This window comes from Zobellia russellii (assembly GCF_018728565.1).
Lineage (GTDB): Bacteria > Bacteroidota > Bacteroidia > Flavobacteriales > Flavobacteriaceae > Zobellia > Zobellia russellii.
In genome coordinates this window covers 25,644-40,742 of record NZ_JACSOI010000012.1, presented here as the reverse complement: position 1 = coordinate 40,742, position 15,099 = coordinate 25,644, and the positions used below count along the sequence as shown (strand labels likewise).

At 37.1% G+C, this 15,099-nt stretch carries 8 protein-coding genes; all 8 read left to right on the top strand.

Annotation, left to right across the window (positions count from 1 at the left end):
- Positions 1–36: 36 nt before the first annotated feature.
- The 8 genes from H9565_RS19260 (at position 37) to H9565_RS19225 (ending at position 15,094) form a co-directional block, all read left to right on the top strand.
- Positions 37–1,689: a RagB/SusD family nutrient uptake outer membrane protein gene (locus H9565_RS19260; protein WP_215442005.1), complete on the top strand. Its 1,653-nt coding sequence runs from the start codon at positions 37–39 to the stop codon at positions 1,687–1,689.
- A 113-nt stretch (positions 1,690–1,802) separates the two neighbouring features.
- Positions 1,803–3,371, top strand: a complete 1,569-nt coding sequence (locus H9565_RS19255; RefSeq protein ID WP_246560825.1) for a sulfatase family protein — start codon at positions 1,803–1,805, stop codon at positions 3,369–3,371.
- A gap of 51 nt (positions 3,372–3,422) precedes the next feature.
- A complete protein-coding gene (locus H9565_RS19250; RefSeq protein ID WP_215442004.1) occupies positions 3,423–5,204 on the top strand; it encodes an arylsulfatase in 1,782 nt (593 codons plus the stop codon).
- Between the two features lie 172 nt (positions 5,205–5,376).
- A complete protein-coding gene (locus tag H9565_RS19245) occupies positions 5,377–7,074 on the top strand; it encodes a GMC oxidoreductase (protein WP_215442003.1) in 1,698 nt (565 codons plus the stop codon).
- A gap of 2 nt (positions 7,075–7,076) precedes the next feature.
- Positions 7,077–7,649 (top strand): gluconate 2-dehydrogenase subunit 3 family protein, encoded by a 573-nt coding sequence (locus tag H9565_RS19240; protein WP_215442002.1) that lies wholly within the window; start codon positions 7,077–7,079, stop codon positions 7,647–7,649.
- A 219-nt stretch (positions 7,650–7,868) separates the two neighbouring features.
- Complete coding sequence (locus H9565_RS19235; protein ID WP_246560823.1) at positions 7,869–9,431, top strand: sulfatase family protein; 1,563 nt, start codon at positions 7,869–7,871, stop codon at positions 9,429–9,431.
- 949 nt (positions 9,432–10,380) lie between these two features.
- Complete coding sequence (locus H9565_RS19230) at positions 10,381–13,638, top strand: SusC/RagA family TonB-linked outer membrane protein (protein WP_215442000.1); 3,258 nt, start codon at positions 10,381–10,383, stop codon at positions 13,636–13,638.
- Positions 13,639–13,648: 10 nt separating this feature from the next.
- The gene (locus tag H9565_RS19225) at positions 13,649–15,094 is read left to right on the top strand and encodes a SusD/RagB family nutrient-binding outer membrane lipoprotein (protein ID WP_215441999.1); all 1,446 of its coding nucleotides are present in this window, start codon (positions 13,649–13,651) and stop codon (positions 15,092–15,094) included.
- Positions 15,095–15,099: the final 5 nt, after the last annotated feature.

The window sequence follows — 15,099 nt, the reverse complement described above, 5'->3', positions numbered from 1 at the left end:
ACAGTACTCAAAAAATAATTTTTTAAAAAGTTAGACATGCAATATATATATAGATTAATCTTTTTGTTGTGCTTAATAGGTTTTTGGTCATGTGAGAAGCAAACACTGGATTTAGAGCCTTTAAATAGTGAAAATTCCGCCAATTATTATGAGAATGATGAAAATGCTTTAAAAGCAATAATATCGGTTTATCGATCAAATAATAAAGACATGCTTCTGTTGTCGTTTGGAGACTTGCCCAGTGATGATGCTGTCAAAGGTGGAAGTGGTGTAAGTGATGGTCTTCAATTTCAAGAAATAGCTGATTTTACAGCTACTTCTTCTAATCCGCTAATAAGCCCTAAGTGGTCGCAGCTTTATGAAGTTGTTACCAGGGCCAACGAAGTTATAGGTAGTTTAGAGGATCAATCACCACTTTCGGATAGTAAAAAAATAATTATAGGAGAGGCCAAATTTCTTAGGGCTTTTGCTTATTCAAAACTGGTTGAAATTTTTGGTAGAGTTCCTATTTTGGATCATGTGCCTTTGTTTGAAGAGTTCGAGACTATAAGAAGGTCTGATACGGAAAAGGAAGTATATGACTTTATTAAAAATGATCTGGATGATGCTATTGCTGCTTTGCCCATAAAAGGAAACATTGATGTTGGTCGTGCAACTAAAGGCGCCGCCCAGGCCCTTAAAGCAAGAATAGTGATGAGGGAAACTGGGTATTTCTATAACAGTGTTATGCAAACACGCGCTCCTGAATACTCTGGTAGTGGTTTAAATCCAAATGACTTATGGCAAGAGGTTTATGACCAAACTTTAGCTGTAATCAATACTGCGGGCTATGCTTTGTTGCCAAACTATGCCGAAGTTTTTGAAATTGAAGGAGAAAATGGACCTGAGACTGTATTTGACCAACAATATGTTAACGATTTAACGGTAACAGGATGGAATAATTTACCGGGTAATGAAGTTGTGGTTAGGTTAGGTGTTCGAGGCTTTGGCGGTTGGGGGTTCAATCAGCCTAAAGATAACTTGTTTTATGAATATTCAAGAAACGGAGATGTTGATCCTAGACGGGAGTCTACTATGCTTAGTGAAGAATGGCCTGTTGGTTGGGGGTTCAATATTGTAGAAGATATAATGGCTGGATCCAAACTTGATGAATATGCTTGGATAAAGACTGATCCCCAGTATGACTATTCTATTTTCAAAACTTTGCGAAAAGGTATACCCACAACTAAAATTATGCCCGGTGGAAGAAGACAGATTCCAACTAACATTAGGGTAATAAGGTATTCCGATGTCCTATTAATGAATGCAGAAGCTGCTTACTTTTTAGGGAAAGAGCAAGAGGCAAGAGATAGGGTCAATGAAGTTAGGGAAAGGGCCCGAAATTCAACCTATCCGACAGGATCTCAAGTAGGGGATATAGATGCCAATCAAAATCCCATAGAGTACAGGCCTTTTGAAGGTGCAAACTTACCTGATATAACCTCGGCAGGGGAAAATCTTCTTGCAGATATAAGGCATGAGAGGCGCGTAGAACTTGCTCTAGAAGGGTTAAGGTATTTTGATATCATTAGAACAGGAGAGATTGACAAATTGAACAATGAACCGGGTTATTTGGCAAAAAAAGGTCTATGGCCTTTGCCGGACAGTGAGGTAACAATATACAATTTAGAACAAAACGAAGGGTATTAGTTTAGTTAGTTTCTAAGGTACTGGTATACTAGTTGTACCAGTGCCTTTCTTGAAAATTCAATTAATTCAAGAATGAACTTATTTATGATAGTTAAAATTTATCCGGTATTTCCATGAAATCTAGTATAAGAAAGAATTTAGCAGAATTTTTAATGGTAGCCACCTTTTGTCTTATAGGTTTACCACTAAGAGCGCAAGAAGAAAGACCTAATATAGTTTTTATTATGTCAGATGATATGGCATCTCATGCCATTAGTGCATATAAAGGTATATATAGTCAAATAGCACCAACACCTAATATTGATAGATTAGCGAAAGAAGGTGTGTTATTTAACAATGCTTTTGCTACCAACAGTATATGTGGCCCTAGTAGGGCTTCAATACTTACAGGAAAGTATAGTCATAAAAATGGGTTTTACAAAAATGAAGGCGGTAACCCTTTTGATGGTAGTCAGGTAACTTTTCCTAAAATTCTAAAAAAAGCAGGTTATACCACAGCGGTTATTGGAAAATGGCATTTGTGGAGCGAGCCTACAGGCTTTGACTATTACAAATACCACACGCTTAATGGAGAACAAGGCAGTTACTGGGATCCGGTTTATAATGAAAACGGAAAGAAGGTAGAAGAAAAGGGATATGCCACTAATCTGACGGGAGACTTCGCTCTGGATTGGTTAAAGAATAAGCGAGATCCTTCTAAACCTTTTATGTTAATGTACCAGTTTAAAGCACCACATAGGCCTTGGAGTCCTGATAAAAAATACTTGAACCTTTATGAAGATGTTGAGATGCCATATCCCTCAACCTTTAATGATGATTATAAGACTAGGGAACTAACCGCTGGTGAAACTATGATGACTATAGAAAACCATTTGACCAACAAAGATTTAAAATTAACCCCACCTCAAGGTTTATCAGGAGAAGAATTGGCTAAATGGGAAAGGTTAGGTGATAAGGGAGAACATATATCTCCGTCAATTGAACTAAAGGGGGAAGCTTTAAAAAAGTGGAAATACCAAAAATATATTAAAGATTACTTGGCATGTATAAAGTCTGTAGACGATAATGTGGGCAGGTTATTAGAGTATTTGGATAAAGAAGGTCTTTCAAAAAAAACAATTGTTGTTTTTACTTCCGATCAAGGTTTTTATTTGGGTGACCATGGTTGGTATGACAAGCGTTTTATGTACGAAGAGTCATTAAGAATGCCCCTATTGATAAGGTACCCGGATAAGTATAAAGGTGGTAAAAAAAATGATGATATAGTATTGAATGTAGATTTTGCGCCTACCATATTGGACATGGCCGGAGTGCAAAAGCACTCAGAAATGCAAGGCGAAAGTTTTGTGCCTGCTTTAGAGGAACAGGAACAAAACAATTGGAGAAACGCGATGTATTATCATTACTACGAGTTTCCGAAGTGGCATAATGTACAGCCTCACTATGGAATTCGAACAGACAGATATAAGCTAATTCATTTTTATTACAACATAGATGTTTGGGAATTCTACGATTTGGAAAAAGACCCAAATGAATTGGTTAATACTTATGCTAATCCTGCAAATAAGGAAATTATAGACGAACTTAAAATTAAGCTATATAGGTTGCAAAAGCAATATGGAGATAACGTACCTCTAGAGGATATGAGGGATATAACCAGAAAGGGTATGGTAAAGTATTAAAGATCACGTGTCAATTTAGAATTTAAGTGAATCAAATTAGTTTTAAGTCAAATGATTTCAATTTACAAGTATAACGTAACTGGTCTTTTACTATTCGTTTTGTTAGCGGCTTGCAACCAAAAAACCGTAGTAGAAGAGAAAAAACCAAATGTGATTGTTATTTTATCTGATGACCAAGGGTGGGGAGACTTTAGTCTTCACGGAAACACCAATTTAAGTACGCCCAATATAGATGAAATGGCAAGGAGTGGTGCTCAGTTTAGTAACTTCTATGTTCAACCTGTGTGCTCTCCTACTAGAGCTGAATTTCTAACAGGCAGGTACTCGCCCAGAGGCGGGGTGTATAGCACTTCTGCGGGTGGCGAACGTCTTGATTTGGATGAGGTTACTATTGCGGACGTTTTTAAACAAGCTGGGTATAATACTGCGGCTTATGGCAAATGGCATAACGGTATGCAATATCCTTATCACCCCAATGGACGTGGGTTCAACACTTTTTATGGATTTACGTCTGGTCACTGGGGAAATTACTTTAGTCCAGTTTTGGATTTTAATGGGAGTATAACCCATGGTAATGGATACTTAACTGATGATTTAACGACACACGCTATAAGTTTTATAAAAGAAAATAAAGAGAATTCATTTTTTCTATATGTACCCATGAATACGCCACATGCGCCAATGCAAGTTCCTGATGTTTGGTATGATAAATTTAAGGATATAGAGCTCGCTAATTTAGCGGTTGAGGAATACGATGAAAATATTGAGTTCACAAAAGCTGCTTTAGCTATGTGTGAGAATATTGATTGGAATGTGGGAAGAATTCTAGAAACTCTTGATGAATTAGATCTAGAGGAAAATACCATCGTTGTTTATTTTAATGATAATGGACCTAATGAGTATAGATGGAATGGTGGTATGAAAGGTAAAAAATCATCAACAGATGAAGGAGGTGTGCGATCACCTTTATTTGTAAAATGGCCTAAAAGAATAAAAGAAAACAAAATTATAGATAATCTTTCTGGCGCAATTGATTTGCTGCCTACTTTGGTAGATTTGGCTAATATTCAATATAAGACCAAAAGGCCTATTGATGGTGTAAGCATGAAAGAAGTCTTACTATCCGATGATAATATTTTGGAAAATAGAGTATTAATAAACCAATGGAAAGATAAAATAAGTATCAGAAACCAGGTATATCGCTTAGACCATAATAACGCTCTGTTCAATATTGAGTTAGACAGAGAGCAGAAAAATGATGTGAGTAACCAGTACCCGGACATGGTAAAAACCTTAGTCGATGTCAAAGAAAAGTATATAAATGATGTTCTCTCCGAATTACCTGAACACGATACAAGGAGTTATCCTTTAGGACATCCTGAAACTAAGTTTACCCAGTTTCATGCTGGAGATGGTAGGGGGCATGGTAATATTGTCCGTTCCAATAGATTTCCTAATTGTTCATTTTTAACTAATTGGAAAGATATAGAAGACACTATTTCATGGGATGTTGAAGTAATGGAAAGTGCTGAATATAAGGTTACGCTATATTATACCTGCAAACAAGGAAACGAAGGCTCCCAATTGATATTATCTTTAAATGAAAGCCAATTGGGTTTTACCATAGAAGAACCTCATGACCCACCTTTGGAAGGAATGGAAAATGATAGGGTAAAAAGAAAAAGTTCTTACGTCAAGGACTTTAAACCACTAGAGATAGGAACAATATCATTAAGAAAAGGGTTTGGTGAGTTAGTTTTAAAAGCAGATAAAATGGCTGGAAGTGAGGTCATAGATGTTAGTTTACTCCTATTTGAGAAAGTAGGCAGTTGATTATTGATATATCATTAATCATTCTTTTAGCACAAAAAAAAATCTACTCTCATTAAGGTTCTCTGGCGGTTTTACCGATTATAATCTTTAATGATGCTGAGTAGATACATGTGCATACCATACTTGATGAAATAATCATTCTACAAGAAGTCAAACAAAAAATTATTTAAAAATGAATATAAATATTAGTTCTAAAAAGAACCGAACATATGATGCTATTGTAATTGGTTCAGGAATTAGTGGAGGTTGGGCCGCTAAAGAATTATGTGAAAAGGGCTTAAAAACACTAGTTTTGGAACGTGGCAGAAACGTAGAGCATATAAAAGACTATCCTACTGCCAATACGCCTTCTTGGGAGTTTCCCCATCGTGGCAAAATTCCTCTGAAGACCAAGGAAGAAAACCCTATAATTAGTCGTTGTTATGCTTTTTCTGAAGCAACGGAGCATTTTTTTGTAAAGGATAATGAGCATCCATATCAACAAGAAAAACCATTTGATTGGATAAGGGGATATCAAGTAGGCGGAAAGTCATTAATGTGGGCACGACACACACAGCGTTGGAGCGACCTTGATTTTGAAGCTAATGCAAAGGAAGGTATAGGCGTAGATTGGCCTATTAGATATAAGGATATAGCCCCATGGTACAGTTATGTGGAAAAATTTGTTGGTATAAGTGGGAATAAAGATGGTTTGCCTCACCTACCTGATGGCGAGTTTTTACCTCCTATGGAAATGAATTGTATAGAGAAGTATGCTAAAGAGGCTATAGAAAAACATTATAATGATAGGCATTTAATTATAGCTCGTACCGCAAATCTTTCAGTTAGCCACATGGGTAGGAGACCATGCCAGTATCGTAGTCTTTGTAATAGGGGATGCCCTTTTGGCGGCTACTTTAGTAGTAATTCCTCAACCTTGCCAGTGGCTTTAAAAACTGGTAATATGACATTACGACCATTTTCTGTTGCGCAATCAATTATTTATGATGATGAAAAAGGTAAAGCAACTGGTGTTAGGGTAGTAGATGCAAATACCAAAGAAACTATGGATTATTTTGCTGAAATAATCTTTGTTAACGGCTCAACGCTAAATTCTACATTGTTATTGATGAATTCTAAATCATCTCGTTTCCCAGATGGCTTGGGTAATGATAGTGGGGAGTTAGGCCATAATCTAATGGACCATAATTACAATGCAAAGGTACGTGGTGAATATGATGGTTTTGAAGATAATTACTATAAAGGAAGAAGGCCAACTTCCTCTTATATGCCAAGGTTTCGTAATTTAGGAAAGGATGTTCAAGCAAGTTTTAAAAGAGGTTATGCTTTTGGCTGTAACGGTTCAAGATCAGCCGGTTCGGAAATTAAGAAGACGGCTATCGGACATGCATTAAAGGATGATTTAACGTCTTTAGGACCTTGGAAAATGACAATGCATGGTATGGGAGAGTGTCTTCCGTATTATGAAAATAAGGTAAGTTTAAGTGAAGATAAGATAGATGCATGGGGAATACCTCTTTTAAACATAGACGCTGAGTATAAAGTAAATGAAAGAAACATGGAGAAGGATATGATAGAAACCGCTATGGAAATGATGGAAAAGGCCAATTTTAAAAATATTAAGGATTTGAAAGAAGATAGAAATTTTGGATTAAATATTCATGAAATGGGAACTGCAAGGATGGGAAAGAATAGAAAAACCTCAGTTCTCAATAAACACAACCAGGTATGGGGAGCAGAAAATGTTTTTGTTACAGATGGGGCTTGCATGACTTCTAGCGCATGTCAGAATCCTTCTTTAACTTATATGGCATTAACAGCTAGAGCTGTTGATTTTGCAATTAAAGAACTGAACAAAAGAAATATATAAAAATGCAGAGAAAAGATTTTTTAAGAGGGATTAGTGTTATGGGAGGTGTAGCACTAATTAGTCCATTAACAATTTTACAATCTTGTGATTATGTCCCTAAGGTTAGAGTGCAGTTAACAAATGATGATATATCACTTTTGGATTATATAGGGGAAACCATTATACCTACAACAGATAAAAGTCAAGGAGCAAAAGCTGCGGAAATTGGCAAGTATATGGTTCTTATGGTCAATGATTGTTTTGAGCCAGAGGAAAAAGAAATTTTTATTGGAGGCTTAAATAGTCTGGACCAGATTTGTGCTGTTGATTTTAATAAATCCTTTGTTGATTTATCAGAAGACCAACGTTTAAACCTTTTAACTGGTTTACAGGATGAAGCTATAGAATTTAAGTTGAAACAGAAAGGTCAGAAAAAAGTGCTGCCCCATTATTTTGACCTGTTCAAAAGTTTGACGGTTAGCGGATATTTTTCTTCTAAAGTGGGTATGACCCAGGCGAGGGAATATTTGCCCTTACCAGGAAGCTATGCATCTTGTATGGACATCGGGGAGGGTCAAAAGGTTTGGGCCATTTAGTTATTAAGATAATTTCAAACATGCATGTGAAATTCATAATCGTAGTTATGAATTAGATGAGAAAGCTCGGAATAGGTAGTAACTGCCTACTTTGATAATTTGTGAAGTAGTTACATGCTACAAACCTTTTAATGATAGAATAATTTTATGAAAAGTATTTTTACCTTTTTTCTCATGTTATACTTGGTTGGTTGCAACAGTCAAAGTAAGGTTAAAACGATGGTAGAAGTAGATCCACGTCCCAACATACTTTGGATAGTGGCCGAAGATTTAAGTCCGGTATTGCCATCGTTTGGAGACTCCACAGTGGTTACACCCAATATCAGCCGTTTGGCCGCAGAGGGAGTTAGGTATACAAATGTATTTTCTCCATCTGGTGTCTGTGCGCCTAGTAGGGCCGCAATTGCCACGGGTATGTACCAGAACCATATAGGGGCGCAACACATGAGAACCAGGGGAAATGGAAAATTCTTGCCAGAAGTAATTCAACCTTATGGTGCAATGCCTCCCGCCGATATAAAGATGCACAGTGAACATTTAAGGCTTGAAGGTTATTACTGTTCCAATAACAGTAAAGAGGATTATCAATTTATGGCACCTGTTACCGCATGGGACGAAAGCAGTAAAAAAGCCCACTGGAGAAACCGTCGGCCTAATCAGCCATTCTTCTCGATATTTAACCTCATGGTTACCCATGAATCACAGATATGGGCGAAGGCCAAAGATTCGCTGTGGGTGGATAAAGATTTAGATGTGCCTGTACCACCCTATTTGCCCGACAATGAAATAGGGCGTACAGATGTCAGAAGAATGTATTCCAATGTTAAGGAAATGGACCATCAAGTAGGTGAAATACTGGCCCAGTTGGAAGAGGACGGCTTATTGGAAAATACGATTATATTCTGGTATGCCGACCATGGCGGACCCTTACCGCGGCAAAAGCGTCTTTTGTATGATTCGGGAATGAAATTGCCATTGGTAATACGATATCCGGAGAAGAAGAATGCGGGTACAATAGATGATCGTTTGATAAGTTTTGTAGATTTTAAGCCCACTTTGTTGTCTTTGGCGGGAATCCAACCGCCCGAAAATCTTGACGGTAGGGCCTTTGCTGGAGAATTTGAATCCAAGGAAAGGAGAGAATATGTATATGGTGCAGCGGACCGGTTTGATAACCGATACGATATGATTCGGGCGGTTCGTGACAATCGCTATAAATATTTAAAAAATTTCCGCACGGAACAGGGCTATTATTTGCCCGTGGCCTATAGAGAGCAAATGCCTATTATGCAAGAATTACTTCGAATGAGGGATAATGGGGAGCTCAATAAAAATCAGGCACAATGGTTTCGGGAAAAAAAGGAACCTGAAGAATTATTCGATACTTGGATCGACCCCTACGAGCTGAACAATTTGGTCGACAACCCCGAATTTAAAGAAAAATTGGAAGAGCTGAGAAACGAATGTGAGCGCTGGATGACATCAATAGATGACAAAGGCTTAATGCCCGAAAAAGAATATGTAGACTCAATATGGCCATTAGGAACCCAACCTAAAACGGAAGACCCTTTAATTGAAAGTAAAGATAATTGGATAACCCTTAGTTGTAAAACAGATGGGGCATCTATCGGGTATCAAATTTTAAAGGAGAATGAAGAAATCGGGAATGTTTGGCAGGTTTATAAAGAGCCATTTTCTTTACAAGAAAATGAACGTGTCATAACCTTGGCCCATAGAATAGGCAACCTTCAAAGTAATCCGGTATGGTTAAATGAAAATTGACTTAGCGATTAATGTTTAATGCAAAAGGCTTTTTTATTAGTATAGTTAGTTAAGTAGTTAAAAGAGTAACAGGAAACTGTTGCTCTTTGTTGGTTAAAACAACCACATTGGCATGGTTAAGGCATCACCATGTTTATGGTGGCTAGTATTAAAATCAATTATAAGATATTTCTTGTCATAACCATAATCATCATATCATTATTAGAGTCTACAGTTAGTTAAAGTTGTTCAGGAATCTATTATGGTTGAATTTGACCTTCAAAAAAATATAACTGTAAATTATCATGCTTGAGCCATTAGATAAAATATCCATTAATCAAATTAGAGAAATAGCTTCTTAACCAACTAATTAAAGACTATGTGTATTCCTACAAAAAGTAAAGTTTCATTTTATAACAGCATAGATATGGTACTTATAAATTCTAGTATAGAGTGTTATGGAAAAAGGTGTTTTTGTTTTTAAAAAGCATTCTTACGACTAAAAGACAGGCTATTTGTAATAAGTCTAAATAATATAGTCTATATCGGTGCTATTTCAAGTTTCATTTATAAAAAAATCAGTTCTGATAATTATCTATTTGATAAATGTTTATAACGAAAAATATGATTTTAAGAAAAGTAGTAAATCAAATTTTTCTATCGATATGTTGAAATATTTCTTTTTCATTAATCAATTATGGCCATTATTTTATTTTAAAGTATCTGCTTTCTGCCAAATTCACAGCAATTCGCCGTATGTTGTATTCTTTTCTTTTTTCTTAAATATCTGAGGTTCTTTTATCTAATTCAATTTATTTTTAATATTACCTCAAGTAATGTGCAATTGCACTGATTACTGTTAGTAACCGGTTACTTTCCTACAAGTACGTAAGCCAATAGTTATAATCCAAAATCAGGATGAATAACTAGTTGACTGCCTGCGAATTATTCTAACCAAAAATGATACTCTATGAAACAACAATTACTGTTGTCGGTTATTTTTTTCTGCATTTGTTCAACCGTAAGTGCGCAGGAAATTAGTATATCTGGCCATATTACCGATGAAGACGGACAACCACTTCCAGGTGTGGATATTATTATTAAGAATTCAACTATTGGTGTTATCTCAGATTTTGATGGTAACTATCAAATAAAGAGCCCGAATGATGGGACTCTTATTTTTTCTTCTCTTGGCTTTGCTACTTTAGAGATCTCAGTAAATAATCAATTAACTATAGATGTAAGCTTAGAAACTTCAGCGGAAAATTTATCCGAAGTAGTAGTTACAGCTTTGGGATTTAAAGAAGATGCAGACCAGATGGGTGCAACTAGTTCCAAAGTAGGGGGCGAATCTATTGCGCGAACAGGGGAGGCACAACTTATAAATGGTATGTCAGGACGTGCTGCCGGGGTGAGCATTACACGATCCTCAGGCGATCCAGGAGCTGGGTCATTTATCCAGATTCGTGGAGCAAATACTATAACCGGAAGTTCCCAACCACTCGTTATTGTGGACGGTATTCCAATTAGTAATAACTCTCAGGATGATTCGCCTAATGCCGATGGTAATACCTCTGGAGGTGTTGTTCAACAATCACGTATGAATGACATTAACCCTAATGATATTGCTTCGGTTCAAATCTTGAAAGGGGCTTCGGCTGCCGCACTTTGGGGTTCTCGAGCTGCCAATGGGGTAATCATGATTACTACTAAAAAAGGAAGCTTTGGGGAGAAAATGAAAGTTTCTTTTCGTTCGTCATATTCTGTAGACCAGATTAATATATTTCACCCTAAGCAGAATAAATACGGACAAGGTTCTAATGGGGTGTATAGCCCTACGTCATCTCAGTCTTGGGGAGACAAAATCAGTAATCGTTCAGGAGCTGCAGATGTACTTGATACTTCTGGAGAATACTTTGAGGGCAATATTACGGGAAATCGTTATTACCCAATTCTAGAAAAAAACCAGCAAGATTTTTTAGATGATTCTAATTATGATCAAATTTTTTCTAATGGATTCACGATGGATAATTCAGTTAGTTTAAGTGGAGGAAACGAAAGTTCCACCTTTTACTTTAGTGTAGGACACCTAAATCAAGATGGTATTTATAAGGCAAATAGCAATTATAAGCGTAGTACAATTCGATTTAATACAGAAAAGCGTTTTAACGATATGGTAAAAATGACCACTAATGCCACATATATTAGCAGTAATTCCGATCGTGTTCAACGCGGGAACAATACTTCTGGAACAATTTTGGCCTATTTACGAAACCCACCAGACTTTGATATAACAGATTATATAGGTAGTTACTATTCAGAACCTAATGCGGCACCTATTGAAAATAGGCAACGATCTTATCGTCGTTATTTAGGTAATACCGCCACTCCAATTTACAACAATCCTTTATGGCCATTGTACCAGCAAGAAAATACTTCTAATGTCAATCGTATTATTATGAGTTCAGAGCTTAAGATTATGCCGTTTAACTGGTTTGACCTTACTGCTAGGGTTGGGATTGATAACTACACCGATCAAAGAGATAGTTTTTTTCCTGCAAACGAAGTTCAAGGAGCAGGAAACGGTTATTTTAAAGAACAAGTTACTCAAGAAAGAGAGTTGAACCTTGATGTAATTGGGCGATTCTCCAAAGAAATTAGCAAAGATTTTTCAAGTACTCTGTTATTGGGTTTCAATATAAATGATCGCAAATATAGCTATCTAGGTGCAGATATTACTGGCTTTCTTGTCACAACCAACCCTCCTTATAGTTTTGACAATGCCGCAACGGAAAATAAATCACCATTTAACTACAGAAGTACAATCCGTACGTCTAGAGCTTATGCCACTTTAAATCTTGAGGCCTATGAGTCTATTTTTTTAAACCTTTCTTTGGCAGGTGAATCTTCTTCAACTTTTGGTGAAGAAACTAAAAATACATTTTATTACCCAGCAGCTGACATAGCTTGGCAATTTTCCAACTTAGGTGCTTTGCAAAATTCGGAAATATTGTCTTTTGGTAAATTACGTGCATCATTTGGTACAGTTGGAGTACAACCACAGCCTTATCGAACGGCTACTGATTTTGTAGCAACTAGTTTTTCTAATTCTCCATGGGGAGATGTTTTGGATGGAGCACAATATGGTGATGGAGCCTTTATTCAGAGTCCAGAGCAAGGTGATGCCTTACTCAAACCAGAGCGGAAAACAGAATTTGAGGTAGGAACAGACCTTCGTTTCTTTAATAATAAACTCAAAACTTCTTTTACATACTATTATAATCAGGTAAACGACTTATTGGTTCCAATCACGTTAGCACCATCAATAGGCTTCGTAAGTAAGTATACGAATGCAGCAAAGCTTGAGAATAGGGGAATTGAGTTAGATTTGAGTTTTGATGTAGTAAGTAATAAAGATTTACAAATTTCACCATTTTTAAATTTTAATAGAAATAGAAATGAAGTTCTTGACTTAGCGGGTACGGAATCGGTTTATTTAGCTGGAATTCCAAATTTTGTTAGTTCCCAAGCGGTAGAAGGGCATCCTGTAGGTGTATTGTGGGGAGGGAAATATGCAAGAGATGATAATGGCTCTATAGTTCTAGATGAAAATGGATTTCCTACAATAGACCCTAGTAGTGGTGTAATAGGTGATCCGAATCCTGATTGGAGAGGAGGAGCAGGTATTAATGCTTCGTATAAAAACTTATCATTAAATATACTTTTTGAGACTTCCCAGGGTAATGATCTTTATAGTGGCACCCGTGGTGTAATGTATAATTTCGGAACTCACGAAGATAATGGAAATGAGGTGACACTGACTCAGGACCTGGTAAATTATAGTGGTGATATTATTGCTGCGGGTAGCACGGTTCGCGGAAATATTGAAGATTTTGGAGCGGGACCTGTGTTGTTGGACCAGAGCTACTATACCACCTTAGGAAGTGGTTTTAGTGCGCTGAAAGAGCAACATGTCTATGATGCGAGTTGGACTCGTTTGCGTGAAGTAACATTGGGGTATTCACTTAATTCAGAAGCTTTTCGCAAGAGCACCAAATTACAGTCTGTTACTTTTTCGGTTACAGGACGAAATCTTTGGTTACTGACCGATGTAGTCGGTGTTGATCCCGAGACTAACCTTACGGGAGCTTCCAATGGGCGAGGTATGGATTATTTTAATAGTCCTGGAACCCAGTCCTTCATTTTTTCTCTATCTATAAACTTCTAGAATCAATTATATGAAACGTATATTTTCATTTATTTTCTTAATCGGATTACTGGCCTGCGAAACTATTGTAGAAGACCTAAATAATGACCCGAACAATCCGACCGATGCCTCCGCCACGCTATTATTAACCAGTGCTCAATTGGCCAATATTACTATTCATGAGGCTCATGTGGCACGTATAGGGGGGATGTGGTCAGGTTATTTTACGGGTGTGGATAGACAATATGCTGATATTCAAGTTTACAATGTTAATGGCAGTAGCTTTAGCCAAATCTGGCAAAATATTTATTACGGTGTATTTCAACAAGCGAACTTAATAGAAGCTAAATCTATAGAAGTTAACAATCGGCTTATGGTAGGTATTGCTAAGGTATTAAAAGCCCATGCCGTTGGAGCTGCTGCTGCCGGTTGGGGAGATGTTCCCTTATCTGAAGTTGCCAATGATGAATTTGATAATCCAGCATTTGATGCGCAAACAGATGTCTATAACGGTTTACAGACATTATTGGATGAAGCCATTTTGGAATTGGAATCAGAAATTGGTTCTGTAGGTGTAGCGGACATTTATTATGGAGGTGACGGTGGTAAATGGTTAGAAGCTGCTTATACTTTAAAGGCTCGATTGTATATTGAAACTCGTGAATACGAATTGGCCTATATGGCAGCTGAAGACGGTATTAGTTCTTCTAATAATTCAATGACTGCTCCACATGGTAGTACTGTAGGGGCAAACGAAAATACACTTTACACATTTGTAGCACGTTCTCGGGCAGGAGATATGAACTCAAGTAACGCACATATTACAACATTGTTAGACCCCAATAGTTCAAATTATAGGGGGAATGCAAAAACAGATGAGACCGCACGTTACAATTATTACTTCATTACAGAAGAAAATGCAAGGTTTACCGCTGGTACAGAACCTAATACTTACTCTACCTCAGTGGGAGACTCTTTACGAGGCTTTGCTAGTCAAGACCAAAGTTTTCCATTGATAACCTATTCTGAGAATTTACTTACATTAGCAGAAGCTGCTGCACGATCTCAAGGTTTTGATGCTGGCTTAGAACACCTGAATACATATCGGGCTTATCTTAACGGAGGAGGCTATCTTGACCCCACATATAAGAACTCTGATTTTACATATATGTACGAGCCCTATTCAATAGATGACTTTGCAGCTGGAGGAATTGCTAACATAGATGGCTTGCCGGAAGAACAGGCGCTACTTCAGGAAATATTGGAAGAAAGGTATGTGACTTTTTTCGGTCAGTTATTAGGTTTTAATGATATTAGGCGGACCCGTAATGAAAACATAGGTATAAAGATACAGCCTAATTCAGGGGAAACCCTTCCAGAAAGGTTCATCTACGGTCAAGAAGAAATCAATTCAAATACCAGTACCCCTAATCCGGTGCCGGATATCTTTACCACTACACCAATAAATACTTTTTAATTATT